Annotated in this window: 18 protein-coding genes and 2 tRNA genes; 9 read left to right on the top strand and 11 right to left on the bottom strand. The window is 67.7% G+C overall.

Annotated features, from left to right (window positions below; all coding sequences use genetic code 11):
* The first annotated feature begins 5 nt into the window (after positions 1–5).
* From ACVOME_RS05590 to ACVOME_RS05560, 7 genes are read left to right on the top strand one after another with little or no spacing between them, the layout of a single operon-like run.
* Positions 6–1334, top strand: coding sequence for an acetylglutamate kinase (locus ACVOME_RS05590; RefSeq protein WP_053519692.1), 1329 nt, complete (start codon positions 6–8; stop codon positions 1332–1334).
* A gap of 3 nt (positions 1335–1337) precedes the next feature.
* Positions 1338–1940, top strand: a complete 603-nt coding sequence (locus ACVOME_RS05585; protein WP_065175501.1) for a GNAT family N-acetyltransferase — start codon at positions 1338–1340, stop codon at positions 1938–1940.
* A complete protein-coding gene (argC, locus tag ACVOME_RS05580; protein WP_053519694.1) occupies positions 1937–2890 on the top strand; it encodes an N-acetyl-gamma-glutamyl-phosphate reductase in 954 nt (317 codons plus the stop codon). Before ACVOME_RS05585 ends, argC begins: the two co-directional genes overlap by 4 nt.
* Before the next feature lie 19 nt (positions 2891–2909).
* Complete coding sequence (argH, locus tag ACVOME_RS05575; RefSeq protein WP_481504817.1) at positions 2910–4205, top strand: argininosuccinate lyase; 1296 nt, start codon at positions 2910–2912, stop codon at positions 4203–4205.
* The gene (locus ACVOME_RS05570; protein ID WP_065181936.1) at positions 4205–4468 is read left to right on the top strand and encodes a YciI family protein; all 264 of its coding nucleotides are present in this window, start codon (positions 4205–4207) and stop codon (positions 4466–4468) included. The genes argH and ACVOME_RS05570 overlap by 1 nt, the downstream gene beginning before the upstream one ends.
* A gap of 10 nt (positions 4469–4478) precedes the next feature.
* Entirely contained in the window at positions 4479–5636 is a 1158-nt protein-coding gene (proB, locus tag ACVOME_RS05565) for a glutamate 5-kinase (RefSeq protein ID WP_053519697.1), read from the top strand.
* The gene (locus tag ACVOME_RS05560) at positions 5633–6904 is read left to right on the top strand and encodes a glutamate-5-semialdehyde dehydrogenase (RefSeq protein ID WP_481504816.1); all 1272 of its coding nucleotides are present in this window, start codon (positions 5633–5635) and stop codon (positions 6902–6904) included. Before proB ends, ACVOME_RS05560 begins: the two co-directional genes overlap by 4 nt.
* 38 nt (positions 6905–6942) lie before the next feature.
* Here ACVOME_RS05560 and ACVOME_RS05555 read toward each other — a convergent pair whose 3' ends face one another.
* From ACVOME_RS05555 to ACVOME_RS05530, 6 genes are all read right to left on the bottom strand, one after another.
* Positions 6943–8148 (bottom strand): CynX/NimT family MFS transporter, encoded by a 1206-nt coding sequence (locus ACVOME_RS05555; protein WP_277380888.1) that lies wholly within the window; start codon positions 8146–8148, stop codon positions 6943–6945.
* 267 nt (positions 8149–8415) lie between these two features.
* Positions 8416–8492: transfer RNA gene (locus ACVOME_RS05550), tRNA-Pro, on the bottom strand.
* 141 nt (positions 8493–8633) lie between these two features.
* Positions 8634–8710 (bottom strand) — tRNA-Pro (locus ACVOME_RS05545).
* Positions 8711–8765: 55 nt separating this feature from the next.
* Positions 8766–8882 carry a cytochrome bd-I oxidase subunit CydX gene (gene cydX / locus ACVOME_RS05540; protein ID WP_053520342.1) on the bottom strand — a complete coding sequence of 39 codons (117 nt, stop codon included), beginning with the start codon at positions 8880–8882 and terminating at the stop codon, positions 8766–8768.
* 27 nt (positions 8883–8909) lie between these two features.
* On the bottom strand, positions 8910–10061 hold the full coding sequence (gene cydB / locus ACVOME_RS05535; protein WP_481504815.1) for a cytochrome d ubiquinol oxidase subunit II: 1152 nt from the start codon (positions 10059–10061) through the stop codon (positions 8910–8912).
* A gap of 17 nt (positions 10062–10078) precedes the next feature.
* Positions 10079–11668: a cytochrome ubiquinol oxidase subunit I gene (locus ACVOME_RS05530; RefSeq protein WP_053520344.1), complete on the bottom strand. Its 1590-nt coding sequence runs from the start codon at positions 11666–11668 to the stop codon at positions 10079–10081.
* Positions 11669–11896: 228 nt separating this feature from the next.
* Here ACVOME_RS05530 and cydD point away from each other — a divergent pair, with 228 nt between their 5' ends.
* Both cydD and cydC read left to right on the top strand, forming a co-directional pair.
* Positions 11897–13636: a thiol reductant ABC exporter subunit CydD gene (gene cydD, locus ACVOME_RS05525; RefSeq protein WP_193396141.1), complete on the top strand. Its 1740-nt coding sequence runs from the start codon at positions 11897–11899 to the stop codon at positions 13634–13636.
* Complete coding sequence (gene cydC / locus ACVOME_RS05520; RefSeq protein ID WP_481504814.1) at positions 13633–15306, top strand: thiol reductant ABC exporter subunit CydC; 1674 nt, start codon at positions 13633–13635, stop codon at positions 15304–15306. Before cydD ends, cydC begins: the two co-directional genes overlap by 4 nt.
* A gap of 13 nt (positions 15307–15319) precedes the next feature.
* On the opposite strand, the gene ACVOME_RS05515 is transcribed toward cydC, so the two are convergent.
* The 5 genes from ACVOME_RS05515 to ACVOME_RS05495 all read right to left on the bottom strand — a co-directional run bounded on the left by ACVOME_RS05515 (position 15320) and on the right by ACVOME_RS05495 (position 18989).
* Positions 15320–15661 carry a DUF1294 domain-containing protein gene (locus tag ACVOME_RS05515; protein WP_053520347.1) on the bottom strand — a complete coding sequence of 114 codons (342 nt, stop codon included), beginning with the start codon at positions 15659–15661 and terminating at the stop codon, positions 15320–15322.
* Complete coding sequence (metX, locus tag ACVOME_RS05510; protein WP_197571230.1) at positions 15661–16773, bottom strand: homoserine O-acetyltransferase MetX; 1113 nt, start codon at positions 16771–16773, stop codon at positions 15661–15663. The genes ACVOME_RS05515 and metX overlap by 1 nt, the downstream gene beginning before the upstream one ends.
* A gap of 161 nt (positions 16774–16934) precedes the next feature.
* Positions 16935–17927: a tetratricopeptide repeat protein gene (locus ACVOME_RS05505; protein ID WP_478053647.1), complete on the bottom strand. Its 993-nt coding sequence runs from the start codon at positions 17925–17927 to the stop codon at positions 16935–16937.
* On the bottom strand, positions 17921–18367 hold the full coding sequence (locus tag ACVOME_RS05500) for a cytochrome c-type biogenesis protein (RefSeq protein WP_053516933.1): 447 nt from the start codon (positions 18365–18367) through the stop codon (positions 17921–17923). Before ACVOME_RS05500 ends, ACVOME_RS05505 begins: the two co-directional genes overlap by 7 nt.
* Positions 18368–18371: 4 nt before the next feature.
* On the bottom strand, positions 18372–18989 hold the full coding sequence (locus tag ACVOME_RS05495; protein ID WP_053516864.1) for a DsbE family thiol:disulfide interchange protein: 618 nt from the start codon (positions 18987–18989) through the stop codon (positions 18372–18374).
* Positions 18990–18996: the final 7 nt, after the last annotated feature.

Below are 18996 nucleotides of genomic sequence, written 5' to 3'. Positions count from 1 at the left end.
CCGAAATGTCTCCTGCCCTCCAGCCCCACCGCCAGACCCGCCAGACCATCGTGCGCCTGCTGTCCAGCATGGCCAGCGCGAAGGAGATCAGCCAGTACCTCAAGCGCTTCTCGCAGCTGGACGCCAAGCGCTTCGCCGTGGTCAAGGTCGGTGGCGCCGTGCTGCGCGACGATCTTGAAGCGCTGACTTCCTCGCTGTCCTTCCTGCAGGAAGTCGGGCTGACCCCGATCGTGCTGCACGGTGCCGGCCCTCAGCTGGATGCCGAGCTGTCCGCTGCCGGCATCGAGAAGCAGACCGTCAACGGCCTGCGCGTGACCTCGCCGGAAGCATTGGCGATCGTGCGCCGGGTGTTCCAGCAATCCAACCTGCGCCTTGTCGAAGCCCTGCAGCAGAATGGAGCGCGTGCCACCTCGATCACCGGTGGCGTGTTCGAGGCCGAGTACCTGGACGTGGACACCTACGGCCTGGTCGGTGAAGTGAAGAAGGTCAACCTGGCGCCGATCGAAGCCAGCCTGCGCGCCGGATCGATCCCGGTCATCACCAGCCTGGGTGAGACCGCCGGCGGACAGATCCTGAACGTCAATGCCGACTTTGCCGCCAACGAACTGGTGCAGGAACTGCAGCCGTACAAGATCATCTTCCTGACCGGTACCGGTGGCCTGCTGGACGAGGCGGGCAACGTCATCGATTCGATCAACCTGTCCACCGAGTACGACCACCTGATCGCACAGCCGTGGATCCACGGCGGCATGAAGGTCAAGATCGAACAGATCAAGGATCTGCTCGATCGCTTGCCGCTGGAATCGTCGGTGTCGATCACCCGCCCGGCCGATCTGGCCAAGGAACTGTTCACCCACAAGGGCTCAGGCACGCTGGTGCGCAAGGGCGAGAAGGTGCTGCGCGCGGCCACGTGGGACGAGTTGGATCTGCCACGCCTGAAGGGCCTGATCGAATCCAGCTTCGGCCGCACCCTGGTGCCGGACTACTTCCAGAAGACCAGGCTGCTGCGCGCGTACGTCAGCGAGAACTATCGGACGGCCGTCATCCTGACCAACGAGGCCGAAGGTGTCTATCTGGACAAGTTCGCCGTGCTCGATGATGCGCAGGGCGAGGGCCTGGGGCGTGCGGTCTGGAACGTGATGCTGGAGGAAACGCCTCAGCTGTTCTGGCGCTCGCGTCACGGCAATCCGATCAACCACTTCTACTACGCCGAATCCGACGGCTGCTACAAGCAGGACCAGTGGAAGGTGTTCTGGTTCGGTGCCGATGGCATCGACCGCATCCGCACCTATGTCGATCACTGCGCTGCACGCGCACCGAGCCTGCAGGGCTGAACGATGACCGTCACCGACACCTGGGCGACGGTGCCGACCCTGCGCGGCCAGCATGTGACGCTGCAGCCCTTGCAGCAGGGACACGTGGACGGCCTGCGTGCCGCGCTGGAAGGCAGCGGACTGGACCGGCTCTGGTACACCCAGGTGCCGGCGCCGGCACAGGCAGGCGCCTACGTACAGGCCGCACTGCAGGCGCAGGCGGAGGGCAGGGTGCTGCCCTTCGTCATCCGTGATGCCGCTGGCGACATCGTCGGCAGCACCCGCTTCTATGACCTCGATGCCGCCGTGCCCAGGCTCAGTCTCGGCTATACCTGGTATGCACCGCGCGCGCAGCGTACCGGTGCCAATACCGAGGCCAAGCTGTTGCTGCTGCAGCATGCCTTCGAAGTCATGGGCTGCATCAGCGTGGTGCTGGAAACCAGCTGGTTCAACACCACCTCGCGCACCGCCATCGCCCGCCTGGGGGCCAAGCAGGATGGCGTGCTGCGCAACCACAAACGGCATGCCGACGGCACGCCGCGCGACACCGTCATCTTTTCCATCATCGATGCGGAATGGCAGGGCGTGAAGCGCCACCTGCAGTACCGTCTGGACAGCCACGCATGAACGATTCGATTTTCTCCCTGGGCATCATCGGTGCCCGCGGCCATACCGGTGCCGAACTGATCAAGCTCGTTGCCGCGCATCCGCGCCTGCGCCTGGCGTTCGTATCCTCGCGCGAACGTGCAGGGCAGCGCCTGTCTGACCATCACCCGGAAGTGCAGGGTGATCTGCGCTACGAGAACCTCGACGCCGACGCGGTGGCGGCCAAGGGCGTGGACGCGGTGATCCTGGCGCTGCCCAATGGCCTGGCCGCACCGTTCGTGGCCGCGCTTGAAAGCGCCCGGCCCGATACGGTGATCGTGGACCTGTCGGCCGATTACCGCTTCGATCACAGCTGGTACTACGGTCTGCCGGAGCTGACCCGCGGTCGCTACACCGGGCAGAAGCACATCAGCAATCCTGGCTGCTACGCCACCGCGATGCAGCTGGCGATCCATCCGCTGCTGGACCTGCTGGCCGGGCCCCCGCAGTGCTTCGGCGTGTCCGGCTACTCCGGTGCGGGCACCACGCCCTCCGACAAGAACAACGTCGAACTGCTGGCCGACAACCTGATGCCGTACGCGCTGACCAACCACGTGCACGAGCGCGAGGTGTCGGTGCAGCTGGGGGTGGCAGTGGAGTTCATGCCGCATGTGGCGCCCCATTTCCGCGGCATCACCCTGACCGCCAATCTGTGGTTGAACCGCGCACAGACGCGCGAGCAGATCGTCGAGCGTTTCCAGCAGGCCTATGCCGGCGAAGCACTCATCGAGGTGGTGGATGACGCGCCGTGGGTCAGCCGCATCGCCGGCCGCCACGGTGCCCAGATCGGTGGCTTCACCCTGGCCCCGGGTGGCAAGCGGGTGGTGGTGGTGGCGACGCTGGACAACCTGCTGAAGGGCGCGGCCACCCAGGCCATGCAGAATCTCAACCTTGCGCTGGGCATCGACGAACTGACGTCGATCCCGCACTGAACCCGCATCCGGAGCCCCCATGGCAGACCTTCTTTGGCAGAAACCCGGCGTCGCTGTCGACGCCCAGATCCAGACCTTCCTCGCCGGCGATGACGTGATCCTCGACCGTGAGTTCTTCCTGCATGACATCGCGGCCAGCGCCGCGCATGCACAGGGCCTGCAGCACATCGGCATCCTCGCCGCCAGCGAGCTGGAGGGCCTGCTGCGCGAGCTGGAGGTGCTGGCAGACGACTTCCGCGCAGGCCGTTTCGTGCTGGATACGCGCTATGAAGACGGTCACTCGGCGATCGAAGCGCGCCTGACCGAGCGGTTGGGTGATGCCGGCCGCAAGATCCACACCGGTCGCAGCCGCAATGACCAGATCCTGGTCGCCACGCGCCTGTGGCTGAAGGAAAAGCTGCAGCGCGTCGCCCAGCTCAGCGCCGAGGTGGCCAAGGTCGCGCTCGACCGCGCTCAGGCGGAAAAGGACCTGCCGGTGCCGGGCTATACGCACATCCAGCGAGCCGTCGTGTCCTCGGCGGGCATGTGGTGGGCCGGCTGGGCGGAAGCCTTCATCGATAATGCCATCCGTGCACGTGACACCCATGCGCTGGTCGATGCCAACCCGCTGGGCACCGCCGCCGGGTATGGCGTGAACCTGCCGCTGGACCGTGAGCACACCACGGCCGCGCTCGGTTTCGCGCGCATGCAGGTATCACCGATCTATGCACAGCTGTCGCGCGGCAAGTTCGAGCTGGCCGCCCTGGAGGCGCTGGGTGGCGCTACCCTGGACCTGCGTCGCATCGCCTGGGACCTGTCCCTGTTCACCAGCGCCGAATTCGGCTTCGTCGCACTGCCGGCGCAGTACACCACCGGCAGCTCGATCATGCCGAACAAGCGCAACCCCGATGTGATCGAACTGATGCGTGCCACCCACGCCAGCGTTGCTGCGGCGCGCACCGAAATCGAACAGCTGCTGTCGCTGCCGTCCGGCTACCATCGTGATCTGCAGTCGTCCAAGGGGGCCATCTTCCACGGCTTCGGTCGCGGCCTGGCCGCGCTGGAACTGCTGCCGGCGCTGCTGGCCAATCTGGAATGGCGCAAGGACAGGCTGCGCGCGGCGATCGACTCCGGCATGTATGCCACCGACGTCGCGGTCGAGGCCGCCGTGGCCGGCGTGCCGTTCCGCGACGCCTACAAGGCCGCCGCGGCAGGTGCCGACAGCGCAGGGCAGGGACGCACGCCGGAGGGCAGCCTGGCCGCGCGTGTCTCGCCGGGTTCGGCATCGGACCTGCGCCTGGATGAGCTGCGCGCGCGCTGGCAGGCGCTGTCCTGATGGCGGGCACCGTCTATCTGGTCCTGGCCATGCGCCGGCCCGGCTTCAGTGCCGCCGCTGTGCAGCCGCATCTGGATTTCCTCGATGGACTGCGTGCGCAGGGCCAACTGCAGCTCACCGGTGGTTTCGCCGACGGCAGCGGCGGTGCCTACGTGCTGTGCAACGTGGAGAGCCTCGCACAGGCGCAGGCCATCGTCGCCACGGATCCGCTGGTGACGATGCAGGCCTCCGAGCTGACCGTGCACGAATGGAATACGCGCTGAGAGCCCGGCCATGACCCCGCACGCCGCCCCCGTCGCTTCGCCGTTTCCCGAACAGGCGCTGCCGCCATGGCGACGTGCCGTACTGAAGGTGGGCAGCAGCCTGCTCGCTGCCGATGGAGGCGGCCTGTCGCCACGCCACGCGCTTGGCCTGGCCCAGTTCGTCTCGGCCAATGTGCTGGCTGGCCGCGAAGTGGTGATCGTCTCGTCGGGCGCGGTCGCCGCCGGCCGCGCGATCCTGCCGCGTGCCGATGCGCCGGGCGCTGCGATGGCCGCGCGGCAGGCACTGGCTGCGCTTGGCCAGGCGCAGCTGATCGGCCTGTGGCAGCGCTTCTTCGAGCGCCCGGTCGCGCAGGTGCTGCTGACCCACGACGACCTGCGCAACCGCCGCCGCTACCTCAACGCCCGCGCCACCCTCACCGAACTGCTGCGGCTGGGTGCGCTGCCGGTGGTGAACGAGAACGACACCGTCTCGGTGGATGAACTCAAGCTCGGCGACAACGACAACCTGGCCGCGACCGTGGCGGCGCTGGTCGATGCCGACGCATTGTTCATCGCCACCGACATCGATGGCCTGTACAGCGCCGATCCGCGCACCGTGGCCGACGCACGGCCGCTGCACGATGTGCCGGAACTGGGCCCGGACGTGCTGGCGATGGCCGGCGGCGCCGGCTCGCGCGCGGGCACCGGGGGCATGCGTACCAAGCTGGAGGCCGCAGCCAAGGCCGGCCGGCTGGGTATCGAAACCTATCTGTTCAACGGCCGTAGCGGCGAGGTGGTGCGCGCGCTGGCGCAGGATCGCCTGTTCGGCACCCGGATCCATGCCGCACGCAGCCGTGAGGCGGCGCGCAAGCACTGGCTGCGCCATGCCCCCCTGGCCGATGGCGCGATCGTGATCGACGCGGGCGCGGCGCAGGCGATGCGTGAGAAGGGCGCCTCGCTGCTGCCCGGTGGCATCACCGGTGCCGACGGTGATTTCCGCCGGGGCGACATGGTGCAGGTGTGCTGGAACACCGCCGAAGGGCGGGTCTGCGTTGCCCGTGGTGTCAGCCAGTACGCGGCTGACGACGTGCGCCGCATCGCTGGCCGCCATTCGCGCGACATCCAGGCCGTACTGGGCTACAACTATGGGGGCAGCGTCGTCCATCGTGACGATCTGGTGCTGCCATGACCGGACCGCAGGACACCCCGATGAGTGACATCCAAGCACAGGCACGCGCCTGCCGTGACGCGGCCCAGGCGGTTGCAGGCCTCGACAGCGAAGCGCGGCGCGCGCTGCTGCAGGCCATGGCACAGGCACTGGAAGTGAATGCCGGCCAGATCCTGGCCGGCAATGCACGCGACCTGGCCGCCGCGCGCGACAAGGGCGTCGGCAGTGCCATGCTGGACCGGCTGGCACTGGACCCGCCGCGTCTGCTGGCGATGGCCGACGCGGTGCGTGAGGTTGCCGCGTTGCCCGATCCGGTCGGGCAGGTGACCCGCAACGACGTCCGCCCCAATGGCATCCGCGTGCAGAAAGTGCGGGTGCCGCTGGGCGTGATCGCGATGATCTACGAGGCGCGCCCGAACGTGACCGCCGAAGCGGCCGCACTGTGCCTGAAGGCAGGCAACGGCGTGATCCTGCGTGGTGGCTCCGAGGCGATCCATTCCAATACCGCCATTGCCCAGGCATTGGCCGGTGCGTTGCAGGCCAACGGTGTTCCCCCCGCAGCGGTGACTGTACTGACCGACCTGCGGCGTGAGGCGATGCTGGAGCTGCTGCAGCTGCACGAGCTGATCGACCTGGCGATTCCGCGGGGCGGCGAAGGCCTGATCCGCTTTGTCGCCGAACACGCGCGCGTGCCGGTGATCAAGCACTACAAGGGCGTCTGCCATCTGTTCGTGGATGCCAGCGCCGATCTCGACCAGGCCATCGGTCTGCTGGTCGATGGCAAGTGCAGCCGGCCGGCCGCATGCAATTCACTGGAGACGCTGCTGGTGCATCAGCGCGTGGCGGCGGAGTTCCTGCCACGCGTGGCGCAGTCGCTTGGCGAACGGGGCGTACAACTGCGCGCGGATGCCCGCGCGCGTCCGTTGCTGCCGGGCAGCACCGAGGCGACCGACGAGGACTACGCAGCCGAATTCCTCGATCTGGTGTTGGCCGTGCGCGTCGTCGATGATCTCGATGCGGCAATCGCGCATATCCGCCGCTACACCTCCGATCACACCGAAGTGATCGCGACCACCGATGCCGTCAATGCCGAGCGGTTCGTCAATGCGCTGCGCTCGGCGGTGGTGATGGTCAACGCGTCCTCGCGCTTTTCGGACGGCGGCCAGCTTGGGCTGGGCAGCGAGATCGGCATCTCCACCACGCGCCTGCATGCCTATGGTCCGATGGGGCTGGAGGCACTGACGGTCGAGCGCTTCGTGGTCCGCGGCGAGGGTCAGACGCGGGTCTGACCCGGCAGCCGCCAGGCCTGCGCCGGCGGCGAGCCGTTTTACCAGAGGTCTTCCAGCTTTCGCGGCTTGCAGGCCACCCACGATGCGCACAGCATCAGCGTGGCGCAGCCGAACAGGAAGCCGAACGGCAGCGTCCAGCCGTTGCTGACGGTATGCAGCCAACCGACCAGGAACGGACCCAGGCAGCTGAAGCTGTAACCCACGCCCTGCATGAAGCCGGACAGCGCGGCGGAACCGGTCGGGGTACGCGTGCGCAGGTTGATCAGGGTCAGCGCCAGCGGGAAGGTCGAGGGGCCCACGCCGAGCAGGCAGGCCCACAGCAGCGGCGCCTTCATGGGGGCCAGCAGCAGGCCGGCAAAGGCGATCACGAATGACGAATAGCCGATCAGGACCAGCGGGAACGGATTCTGCAGGCGCACCGCCATCGACGGAATGACCAGCGACGGCAACAGGCCCAGCGCCGAGAACACCGCCACCATCACCCCACCGAACGCAGGTGTGGCGCCGGCTTCGACCACGATGCGCGGCAGCCAGGTGAACATCGAATAGGTCATCAGCGATGTCATGCCGAACATCAGCGTCATGCTCCAGCCCAACGAGGTGCGCCAGACCTTGCCGTGAGGCTGCGCGGTGGGATCGGCAACGTCGGCCTGCGGCTTCGGTGCGCGCCTGGCCAGTACCAGCCACGGCAGCGCGGCGGCCAATGCCAGCAATGCCCACATGCCCAGCGATACGCGCCAGCCGGCCGCGCTGGCCACCGGCACCGCCAGCAGTGCCGGCAGCATGGTGCCCAGCTGCAGCACGCTGATGTAGAGCGTGCTCATGGTGCCGACCTTATTGGCGAAGTAGCGCTTCACCAGCGGCGGCACCACCACGTTGCCGATGCCCATTCCAGCCAGCGCGACGACCGCGCCCAGCAGCAGGGTGCCGACGTTGCCGGCGCTGGAGCGCAGCAGCAGGCCTGCCGTGGCCAGGATCATCGCCAGCAGGGTGGTGCGCTCCAGGCCCAGGCGCCGGGCCACAGCCGGCGTGGCCACGCCGAACAGCGCGAACGAGGCGGTCGGCAGCATGCCCAGTACGCCGGTCATGGTGGTGCCGAATCCGAACTGCTGGCCCAGTACGTCCAGCAGCGGGGTGATCGAGGTGACGGCAGTGCGCAGGTTGACCGCCGCCAGCAGGATGGCGGCGAATGCCAGAACGCGGCCGTGCAGCAGCGACGGCGATTCGGGTGAGGAGGAGCTCATGGTGGTCCTTGCAGGTGTCGCACGCCGCCACAGTGGCGTGCAGCGCCGGCATCGGTCTACGCCGACGCGGCGGGTGGGGGAGTGGGCATCATTGTACGTGGCTGGCGGGCGGGGCGAGGTCCCGTCGGCGCAATCTGTCGCTATCGGCACTTTCCGGCACGCTGCGGCGCGCCTCTCCGGCGTCGCGTCCGGCGGGTCGCTGGACGGCAGACACAAAAAAACCCGGAGGACGATGGCGTCTTCCAGGCTTCTTGGTGACCACCGGAGTGGTCGGGGAGACAGGATTCGAACCTGCGACCTCTACGTCCCGAACGTAGCGCTCTACCAGACTGAGCTACACCCCGAAGGGAGCCGCCTATTCTAGCCATTCACCCCGATGGCGGCAAGGGGTGAACGCCGTTTCCTTCACGCTGCCGGGGGCAGCGGCTCTTCAGGGAACAAAAAAGCCTGGACGACTTCACCAGGCTTCAATGCGACCACCGAAGTGGTCGGGGAGACAGGATTCGAACCTGCGACCTCTACGTCCCGAACGTAGCGCTCTACCAGACTGAGCTACACCCCGAAGGAGCCGCCTAAGATACCGTGTGAAGGCCTGGGCGGCAAGGTTTTTTTACATTTCAGCGACGATTCTCGGTGTCGATGCGGTTCTGTTCGCGGGCTTCGAACCACATGCCGTTGAGGATGGCGACCGTCGAGGCGAGGCCGGCGCCGAGGATCCAGGCGAAATACCACATGTTCGGTTCTCCTTGGGAGGCAGGGGATCAGTAGGCGTTGGGGTTGCTGCCCATTTCATCGCTGGTGGTCTTGCCCTTGAGCACGCGGTACACCCAGGTGGTGTAAGCAAGGATGATCGGCAGGAACACCACCGTGGCCAGCAGCATGATCCACAGGGTCAGATGGCTGGACGAGGCATCCCACACGGTCAGGCTGGAGGTGGGCTGGCTGGAGGACGGCAGCAGGAACGGGAAGATCGCGAAGCCGACGGTCAGGATGATGCCGGCGATGGCTGCGCCGGAGGCGATGAAGGCCAGGCCGCCGCGACGGGCACGCAGCAGCACCGCGCTGGCGAGCAGGCCAAGCAGGCCGACCAGCGGCGCCAGCAGGGTCGCCGGCATGGTGCTGTAGTTGCGCATCCAGCCGCCGGCCGCGCCCAGCTCGGCGCTCTTCAGCAGCGGGTTGGTGGCGCCGTCGGTGATCACCTGCGAGGTGATCTGGTAGCCCGGCAGGCCGAAGGCCACCCAGGCTCCCCCCACCGCGAACAGTGCGAAGGCGATCAGCGCGGCAATGCTGCCAAAGCGTGCCGAGCGGTCAGCCACCTGGCCATCGGTCTTGATCACCAGCATCGCCGCACCGTGGGCCACCAGCATGGAAACACTGAGCAGGCCGGCCAGCAGCGCGAACGGCATCAGCAGCCCGAAGAACGAGCCGGTGTAGAAGATGCGCATGCTGTCATCGAAGTGGAACGGCACGCCCAGCAGGACGTTGCCCACCGCCACGCCCATGATCAGCGCAGGGATGAAGCCGCCGATGAACAGCGCCCAGTCCCAGGTGTTGCGCCAGCGCTCGCCCGGCATCTTGCTGCGGAACTTGAAGCCGACCGGGCGCAGGATCAGGGCAAACAGGATGACGAACATCGCCAGGTAGAAGCCTGAGAAGCTGACCGCGTACAGCGGCGGCCAGGCGGCGAAGATCGCACCGCCACCCAGGATCAGCCACACCTGGTTGCCTTCCCATACCGGGCCGATGGTGTTGATCACCAGCCGGCGCTCGGCGTCGGTGCGGGCCACGAAAGGCAGCAGCGTGCCCACTCCCAGGTCGAAACCATCCATCACCGCGAAGCCGATCAGCAGGATGCCGAGCAGCAGCCACCAGATCACGCGCAGCGTGGTGTAGTCCAGAAGAATGAAATCCATCTTGGTTTTCTCCTGCCTCAGGCCTGGCCGGCGGCCGGCGCTGCGGCATTGTGGGAAGCATGCGGGCGGGGCGACTGCAGCGACGGCAGCACCTCGTCCGGACCCTTGCGGATCGCCTTGAGCATCAGCTTGATCTCGACCACGATCAGTGCGGTGTAGATCGCGGTGAAGCCGGCCAGGGTCAGCACGATCTGGTGCAGGGCCAGGCCCGATGCCGCGTAGAACGTCGGCAGCACGCCATCAACCGCCCAGGGCTGACGGCCGTACTCGGCCACGAACCAGCCGCATTCGATCGCGATCCACGGTGCCGGCAGCGTCCACAGGGCCAGCGTGAGGAACCAGCGCTTGTCCTGGAAGTTGTTGCGGCACGAGTAGTAGAAGGCCAATGCGAAGAAGGCGATCAGATAGAAGCCCAGGCCCGCCATCACGCGGAAGGTCCAGAACAGCGGCATCACGCGCGGCACGGTATCCATTGCCGCCTGCGAGATCTGTTCGGGGGTGGCGTTGAGGATGTCCTCGCGGTAGCGCTTGAGCAGCAGCCCATGGCCCAGATCCTGCCAGTGGCGGTCGAACATCTCACGGGCTTCGACGTCGTTCTTGTTGGCGCGCAGGCGCTCCAGCGCACCGTAGGCGAGCTGGCCGCCGCGTACGCGGTGCTCGGCGCGCTCCACCAGTTCCAGGATGCCCGGGATCGGCTGGTCCAGTGAACGGGTGGCGATCAGGCCCATCAGGTATGGGATCTTCACCGCATAGTCGTTCTGGTGCGTCTGCTGGTTGGGAATGCCGAAGGCGGTGAAGTCCGCCGGGGCACGCTCGGTCTCCCACATCGCCTCGATCGCGGCCAGCTTCATCTTCTGGTGCTCGCTGGCGGCGTAGCCACTCTCATCGCCCAGCACCACCACCGACAGCGATGACAGCAGGCCGAACGCAGCGGCCACCGCGAACGAACGGCGGGCCAGGTCCTTGTGCTTGTTGCGCAGCAGGAACAGGGCACTGATCGACATCACGAACACCGCGCCGGTCACGTAGCCGGCGCTGACGGTATGCACGAACTTGGCCTGCGCCACCGGGTTGAACACCACGGCCATGAAATCGACCACTTCCATGCGCATGGTTTCCGGGTTGAACACCGCGCCGGTGGGGTTCTGCATCCAGCCGTTGGCGATCAGGATCCACACCGCCGACAGGTTGGTGCCCAGCGCCATCAGCCAGGTGACCGTCAGGTGCTTGACCTTGCTCAGGCGGTTCCAGCCGAAGAAGAACAGGCCGACGAAGGTGGCTTCCAGGAAGAAGGCCATCAGCCCTTCGATCGCCAGCGGCGCACCGAAGATGTCACCCACATAATGGCTGTAGTACGACCAGTTCATGCCGAACTGGAATTCCATGACGATGCCGGTGGCCACGCCCATGGCGAAGTTGATGCCGAACAGCACGCCCCAGAACAGGGTCATCCGGCGCCAGATCTCCTTGCCGGTCATCACGTAGACACTCTCCATGATGGCGACCATGAACGACAGGCCCAGGGTGAGTGGTACGAATAGGAAGTGGTACATCGCGGTCAGCGCGAATTGCAGCCGCGACAGTTCTACGACTGTCTGATCAATCATGGCCTGGCTACCTCGTTGGATAGTGCCGTTGCAGGTGGCGGGAAGGGTGGTCTACGACGTGAATGATGTGACCGACTACTTCAGACAGCCTTGATCCAGATCAATGTATGAACAGGTACGCGAAGAGATCGTATGCGGGCCCTGTGAAAACTGCGACCCCTGGCCGCAGGGGGAGGCTGTTGCCTGTGCCTACAATGCCATCCATCCTCCACTCCCTGTGAAGACCCTTTGAGCGCTGCCGAACCGACCGTCCTTTCGCCGGAAGCCGAGACGAACCGGCAGCGGCGTGCCCGCACCGCGTGGCTGGCCGACCTTGCGCGGGGGGCACGGGGCCGCCAGCGCCTGGCGGCCGTATGCATCAGCCTGTCCGGCGCGCTGCTGATCGGCCAGGCCGCCGCCATCGCCTGGCTGGTGCAGCAGGTTCTGGTGGAGCAGGCGCCGCTGTCCTCGGGCCTGCCGGTGCTGGCCGCACTGGCGCTGATCCTGTTGCTGCGCACGGCATTGGGCAGCGCGACCCAAGCTGCCGCCGGCGATGTTGCCGACACTGCCCGCCTGGCCCTACGCGAGCGCGTGTTCGCGCGCCTGCTCGGCCACGGGCCGCTGTGGCTGCGGCAGCGCCGCACCGGCGAGCTGGGCGAGCTGCTGCTGCATCACGGTGATGCGATCGAGAATTATTACAGCGGTTTCCTGCCGGTGCGCACTGAAGTGGTGGTGGTGCCCGTGCTGATCCTGGCCGCGGTAGCCTGGGTGGATTGGGTGGTGGCGCTGATCCTGCTGTTCACGGCGCCGCTGGTGCCGTTCTTCATGATGCTGGTGGGGTGGGGCGCCGAAGCGGCAGGTCGCGCGCAGCTGGGTGAGCTGGCGCGCATGAGCGGCCATTTCGCCGACCGCATCAAGGGCCTGGGCCTGCTGCGCGTGTACGGACGGGGCGAGGCCGAGCTGGCGGGAATAGAAGCCGCTGCCGAGGGCGTGCGGCTGCGCACGATGAAAGTGCTGCGGATCGCGTTCCTGTCGTCCACGGTGCTGGAGTTCTTCGCTTCCGTCAGCGTGGCGATGGTTGCGCTGTACCTGGGCTTGAGCTATCTGGGCATGATGTCGCTGCATGCGGCCGTGCCGACGTTGGGCGCAGGCCTGTTCTGCCTGCTGCTGGCACCGGAATTCTACGCGCCGCTGCGACGGCTGGCCGCGCATTATCACGATCGTGCCAACGCGCTGGCCGCGGCAGCCGAAGTGGAGCGCCTGCTGCAGTCGTTGCCGGATGAGCAGGGACTGATCGAGAACGAGGTCGTGCCGCTGGCAGTGGAGCCGGCCGAGGCCGCACTGCCGCCGCTGCAGGCACAGGGCCTGGTGCTGCGCCCGCTGGGCGCGTCGCAGGATGTGCTGCAGGGCGTGGATGTGCTGCTGGAACCAGGCCAGCGGCTGGCACTGGTAGGTGCCAGCGGCAGCGGCAAGAGCACGCTGTTGGAGGCGCTGGCCGGCTGGCTGCCGCCGCGCGCGGGCAGGCTGATGCTGCGCCCCGGCGTGCAGGTGGCCTATGCCAGCCAGCGCCCCTATCTGTTCCACGGCAGCATCGCCGACAACCTGCGGCTGGCCGATCCTGGCGCCAGTGATGCACGATTGCGCGCGGTGGCCGAGGCAGCGCAGGTGCTCACGTTCGCGCAGGGGCTGCCGCAGGGGCTGGACACGATCATCGGTGAACGCGGCTTCGGCCTGTCCGGGGGCGAGGCACGACGCATCGGCCTGGCCCGCCTGCTGCTGCGCGATCCGCAGGTGCTGTTGCTGGATGAGCCGACCGCCTTCCTCGATGCAGATACCGAGGCCGCGCTGCTGCGCAGTCTTGCCGCCTACGCGCGCGGTCGCAGCGTGGTGGTTGCCACCCACAGCCCGGCCGTGATCGCCTGGGCTGATCGCTGCCTGCTGCTGCCGGAAGGACGTCTCGTCGAGCCGGCGCAGGCGGTGCACGCATGAGCCGCTCGCCCGACACGCTGCGTGCGGTGTTCCTGCAGCAGCGGCCGCGTCTGCTGCTGACCATGCTGCTGCTGTGGACCACGATGCTGGCAGGCACCGCCCTGCTTGGCCTGTCCGGTGGCTTCCTCACCGCAGCGGCGCTGGCCGGTGCCGCCGGTCTCGGCCAGGGCTTCAACTTCTTTTCGCCTTCGGCCGGCATCCGTGGCCTGACCATGGCACGCATCGTTTCCCGCTATTTCGAGAAGCTGGTTGGCCACGATGCCACGTTGCGCATCGCCCGCGACCTGCGGGTATGGTTCTTCCGGCGCGCCCTGCCACTGGCGCCCGCGCGGCTGGGTGCCACCCGCACCGGCGAGCTGCTCGCGCGCCTGCTCGGTGATATCGGTGAAGTGGACGGCCTGCTGGTCCGCGCGCTGGGCCCGCTGGTCGCGCTGGGTGCCCTGTCGATGGTGGCCGTGCTGTCGGCGGCGATGATCCTGCCGTCCGCAGCGGTGCTGCTGGCGGTGCTGGCCGCGCTGATTGCCTTCGGTGTGCCGTGGCTGGGCGTGCGTGGCCGCGATGGCGAGGAAGCGGATCGCGCCGCGCATCGAGCCGCGCTGCGCACTGCCGCGTTTGAAGGACTGGAAGGCGCGGGTGATCTGGCGGCGCTGCATGCCGATGCGGCGTGGCAGCTGAAGGTGCGGGTGGCCGCCAAGCAGTTGGCCGCGCGTGATCGCCGTCGCCGCTGGCGCCTGATCGCCGCGTCGACACTGCACGGCAGCGTGGCCGGACTTGGCCTGGTCGCCATGCTGGCACTGGCCCTGCATGCGGCCGAGCAACAGCGCATCGCCGCTGAAATGGCAGCCGGACTGGTGTTCCTGACGGTGGCGCTGATCGAGCTGTGGGCGGGGATGGGCCTGGCATGGCAGTCGTTGCAGTCCGGTCGCATCTCGGCCGATCGCCTGCAGTCCATCGTCGAGCAGCCGCCGGCCGTGGACGAACCGCTGGCACCGCAGCCGGTTCCGGTGCACGCACGCGTGCACTGGGATGACGTCCACTTCCAGTGGTCGGGGGCGGTACGCCCGGTGCTGCGCGGGCTGCAGCTGACGTTGGCGCCCGGCGAGCGCATCGCCATCCGTGGCGACAGTGGCTGCGGCAAGACCACGTTGTCCAGCCTGCTGCTGCGCCTGTGGGATCCGCAGCAGGGCCGGCTGACCTATGGCGGGCGGGACCTGCGTGATTTCGCCCAGGCCGATTGGCATCGGCAGCTGGCCTGGCTGCCGCAGAACGCCCCGGTGTTCGCCGGCAGCGTGGCGGAGAACCTGCGCCTGGGGGATCCTGATGCCGACGATGCTGCACTGTGGGCGGTGTTGCACAGGGTGCGGCTGGGCGAGTGGGCCGAGCGCAATGGTGGCCTGCTGGCCTGGGTTGGCGAGAACGGTGCGACGATGTCCGCGGGTCAGGCGCGACGCCTGGCGCTGGCCCGCGCGCTGTTGCGCAACGCGCCGATCCTGTTGCTGGACGAACCGACCGAAGGCCTGGACGTGGACACGGCCCATGCGCTGCTGCAGGATCTGGCCGGCCTGCTGGACGGTCGCAGCCTGTTGATGATCACCCATGACGACCTGCCCGATGGCGTGGTCGACGCGCAGTACCGGTTGCGCGATGGCGTGCTGATCCGCGAGGCGTGAGCGGCGCGCCTCATCAGGAAAATTCGCGCAGCATCACGGCGATCGAGGCCACATTGGCCAGCACGCACAACCCGAACACCCACTGGAATGCGGCTTTGCGATGCTTGTGGCGGAACGTCGCCTGGCCCAGCAATGCGCCGGGCCAGCCGCCGGCGAAGGCCAGCAGCTGGAGTGTCCGTTCCGGAATGCGCCGGTGGTTGCGTTGTGCGGCGCGCTTGTCATGGCCATACAGGCCAAACGACACGGCACTGGCCAGCAGGCACCAGCCGCCCAGCCACAGGGGCAGAACGCCGCTGATCGTCAGTGCGATCAGCGCGCCGAAGGCGGCCAGCGCGAGATGACGCCGCCATCCCACTAGAGCGTGTCGAGGAAGCTGCGAACAGCCGGGCCGAACCGATCGAAATCGACCAGGAAGGCATCATGGCCCTGCGGCGAGTCCAGTCCGATGAAGCGTGCATCGGCGCCACCGGCGCGCAGGCCGTCGGCCACCTGCTGCTGCTGCTGCACCGGGAACAGGATGTCGGTGTTGGCACCGATGGCCAGCGCCTTGTCCACACGGATCCTGGCCAGTCCGGCCATGACATCGCCATCGGCATACTCGGCCAGGTCGAACCAGTCCATCGAGCGGCTCAGGTACAGATAGCAGTTCGGATCGAAGAAGCGCACGAAGCGGCGTGCGTGGCCTTCGAGATAACTTTCGACCTGGAACTCCAGGCCGAACGGATCGTCGTCGGCCTGGTCCGAATCCAGGCGCACGCGACCGAAGCGGCCGTCCCATTCCAGCGCCGAGCGGTAGGTGATCACCCCCAGCTTGCGCGCCATGCGCATGCCGGATTCCGGGTAGTGGTTATCGTCGTAGTGGCCACTGTTCCAGCGTGGATCGAGACGGATCGCCTCCCGCTGCAGCGATCGGATCGCGATGGAGAACGGCAGCGCCTGCGCACTGCCGGAAATGTTGATGTGGCTGCGCGCGATTCCCGGATGCAGCATCAGCACCGCCAGCGCGGTCATGCCGCCCATCGAGTTGCCGATCACGCAGGCCAGCCGTTCGATACCCAGCGCACGCACCACCTCGACGGCGGCGCGTGCGCCGTCTTCGATCGACAGTTCGGGGAAGCCGAGCCGGTACGGTTCGCCGGTCGCCGGATTGATCGATGCCGGTCCTGTCGAGCCCTTGCAGCTGCCCAGCGAGTTCACGCAGACCACGAACCAGCGGTCGGTATCGATCGGCTTGCCCGGCCCGAGCATCGCCTCCCACCAGCCCGGTGCGGGATTGCCTGCGTTGCCGGCGGCATGCGCGTCCGGCGACAGGCCGGTGACGATCAGGATCGCGTTGCCCCCATCGGCAGCCAGCGTGCCCCAGGTCTCGTAGGCCACGCGCGCACCGTGCAGGGCGCCGCCGCGCTTGAACGGGAAGGGCGAAGGCAGGGCATGGAAGCGGGTGCCGGGCGGAATGAATTCGGTCATGCGGGCATTCTAGCGGGGCGGCATGTGGAGCTGGCGACACGCTGGTTTCCATCAGCGGGCGAATGTCGCACGCCAACCCTCTGTGGGGCATGGCCCGGCGCTACCGATGGCAAGCGCGCAGGTAGCGCCGGGCCGTGCCCGGCGAGCGCAGCGGTGCGGTGTTACGGAAACCGCAGTTCCACCACGCCCTCATGCGGCAGGGTCACCTTTACCGGGAGGCTCTGCAGGTCACCGTCGCCGCGATTGGCACTGCCACTGCGCGAGATCCGCGCCAGCACTTCCACCTCGCGATGCGCTGACAGGGGCGCGGTGGGCATCGGACTGTCGCCGTCGCCAAGTCCGACCGTGCCGGGAAAACCAGCCAGAGGCAGCTTGCGCACCGCGACCGGCATCGGCGGGCCGCCGACCGCACGCGCCAGCACGAAGATCTGCGCGCCCGCCGGCCATTGCGCATGCTGCACGGAGACGGGCAGCTGCACACGCACCTGCAGCAGTGCAGGCGAGGTCGCCGGGGCTGGCTCATGTGCCTGTGCGGCCGCTTCGCGGGCAATGGCGATCTGTGCCTGCAGCGCCTGCGCGGCACCCGGTTCCAGGTGCGGCAGCAGGCCGCTCCAGACATCGGCGGCTTCGCTGTTGCGGCCGCGCTGGCGCAGGGCGATGCCGAGCAGCCAGCTGGCCCGTTCGGCATCGGGCGCCAGCGTGCGCGCCCGCTGCAGCCACGATACGGCGGTGTCGTCGAACTGCTTTCCGGCATCGGCCTGGGCGCGCGCCTGCGCCGCCTCCACCAGCACGCCCGGGTCGTCCGGTGCCAGTGCTACCGCGCGCGCGAAGGCTTCGGCAGCCGCGGCGGCGTTGCCCAGTTCGCTCTGCGACCGGCCGAGCAGGGCCCAGCCATCGGCACGTTGTGGATCGCGCTGCAGCGCGCCCTGCAGGGCCTGCACGCCCTCGCGCAGGGTCGCCACCGATGGCGCCGGCTGCACCCGTGCCGCCTGCGGGTTCCCCACCAGCTGGTACAGGCAGGCGCCGGCGATGCCCACGGCAGCCACGGCGACGAGGAAGCCGGTGCGGCCTTGCCGCCGCAGCGGCCACAACACCAGCAGCGCAGTGAGCGCAGCGCTGGCGGCAGCCGCGAAAAGCAGCCAATCGTTCACCAGTCCTCTCCCACGTCGGCCGATGTCGGCGGTGCGGCGGCCACGGTACGGGCACGACGGCGGACGATGCCCACCACCACCAGCGCGCCGGCGCCCAGTACCAGCAGCGGACCACCCCACAGCAACCAGGTGCCCGGCTGCAGTGGGGGCTGGTAAAGCACGAAGTCGCCATAGCGGGCGACGAGGAAGCGCTTGATCTGCGTATCGTCATGGCCCTGCTGCATCAGCTGCAGTACCTCCCGGCGCAGGTCCTGGGCGATCTGGGCGTTGGAATCGGCCAGCGACTGGTTCTGGCACTGCACGCAGCGCAGCTGCGCGGCGAGGTCGTGGAAACGACGCTCCTCCGCTGCATCACGGAACTGCAGCGGCTTTGGGTCATGCAGTGGTTGCTGCGCCAGGCCGGGCAACGACCCGGCCAGCAGCAGTACCAGCAGCCCGCGCAGGCCGCTACGGAGCAACGCGCTGCGAACCGGCCGCATCGTTCTGAGCCTTCTCGATCTTCTCCAGCGCCGGGATCAGCTTCTCGTCGACCACCTTCTGCGTCATCGCTCCGCTGTACTTCCAGCGCACGATGCCGCTGCCGTCGACGAGGAAGGTCTCCGGCGCGGCCGTTACGCCCCAGTCGATCGCGGTACGGCCTTCGATGTCGCTGAGCACGACCATGAACGGATTGCCCAGCTGTTCCAGCCAGTGCAGGGCATCGGTGGGGTCGTCTTTCCAGTTGTAGCCGATCACGCGCACGCGCTTGCTCTCGGCGAAACGGGTCAGTACCGGGTGTTCCTCGCGGCAGGCCGCGCACCAGCTGCCCCAGACGTTCAGCAGATAGGGCGCACCGCGCAGTTCTTCGCTGCGCACGATCATCTGCGGATCGTGCAGCACCGGCAGCGCGAAGGCGGGGGCGGGCTTGTCGATGAGGGCCGAAGGCAGCACGTCGCGCTGCGGGTCGCCCGACTTCATCACGCCGTAGATCATCAACCCGAGCAGGCCGAAGAAGAACAGCACGCCGATAACGATGGCGACCGGCGGCAGCGGGCGGGAGGGGCGCGGGGCGGGGGACTCGGACATGGAAACT

Source organism: Stenotrophomonas sp. STEN008 (assembly GCF_056760435.1).
The sequence above is the reverse complement of the archived record's forward strand: the minus strand, read 5'-3'. Positions and strand labels throughout refer to the sequence as shown.

What these genes read in the sequence shown, in the direction of transcription:
- ACVOME_RS05590 (WP_053519692.1), top strand. Translation starts at nt 6, where the DNA reads ATGTCTCCTGCCCTCCAGCCCCACCGCCAGACCCGCCAGACCATCGTG.
- ACVOME_RS05585 (WP_065175501.1), top strand. Translation starts at nt 1,338, where the DNA reads ATGACCGTCACCGACACCTGGGCGACGGTGCCGACCCTGCGCGGCCAG.
- argC (WP_053519694.1), top strand. Translation starts at nt 1,937, where the DNA reads ATGAACGATTCGATTTTCTCCCTGGGCATCATCGGTGCCCGCGGCCAT.
- argH (WP_481504817.1), top strand. Translation starts at nt 2,910, where the DNA reads ATGGCAGACCTTCTTTGGCAGAAACCCGGCGTCGCTGTCGACGCCCAG.
- ACVOME_RS05570 (WP_065181936.1), top strand. Translation starts at nt 4,205, where the DNA reads ATGGCGGGCACCGTCTATCTGGTCCTGGCCATGCGCCGGCCCGGCTTC.
- proB (WP_053519697.1), top strand. Translation starts at nt 4,479, where the DNA reads ATGACCCCGCACGCCGCCCCCGTCGCTTCGCCGTTTCCCGAACAGGCG.
- ACVOME_RS05560 (WP_481504816.1), top strand. Translation starts at nt 5,633, where the DNA reads ATGACCGGACCGCAGGACACCCCGATGAGTGACATCCAAGCACAGGCA.
- ACVOME_RS05555 (WP_277380888.1), bottom strand. Translation starts at nt 8,148, where the DNA reads ATGAGCTCCTCCTCACCCGAATCGCCGTCGCTGCTGCACGGCCGCGTT.
- cydX (WP_053520342.1), bottom strand. Translation starts at nt 8,882, where the DNA reads ATGTGGTATTTCGCCTGGATCCTCGGCGCCGGCCTCGCCTCGACGGTC.
- cydB (WP_481504815.1), bottom strand. Translation starts at nt 10,061, where the DNA reads ATGGATTTCATTCTTCTGGACTACACCACGCTGCGCGTGATCTGGTGG.
- ACVOME_RS05530 (WP_053520344.1), bottom strand. Translation starts at nt 11,668, where the DNA reads ATGATTGATCAGACAGTCGTAGAACTGTCGCGGCTGCAATTCGCGCTG.
- cydC (WP_481504814.1), top strand. Translation starts at nt 13,633, where the DNA reads ATGAGCCGCTCGCCCGACACGCTGCGTGCGGTGTTCCTGCAGCAGCGG.
- metX (WP_197571230.1), bottom strand. Translation starts at nt 16,773, where the DNA reads ATGACCGAATTCATTCCGCCCGGCACCCGCTTCCATGCCCTGCCTTCG.
- ACVOME_RS05495 (WP_053516864.1), bottom strand. Translation starts at nt 18,989, where the DNA reads ATGTCCGAGTCCCCCGCCCCGCGCCCCTCCCGCCCGCTGCCGCCGGTC.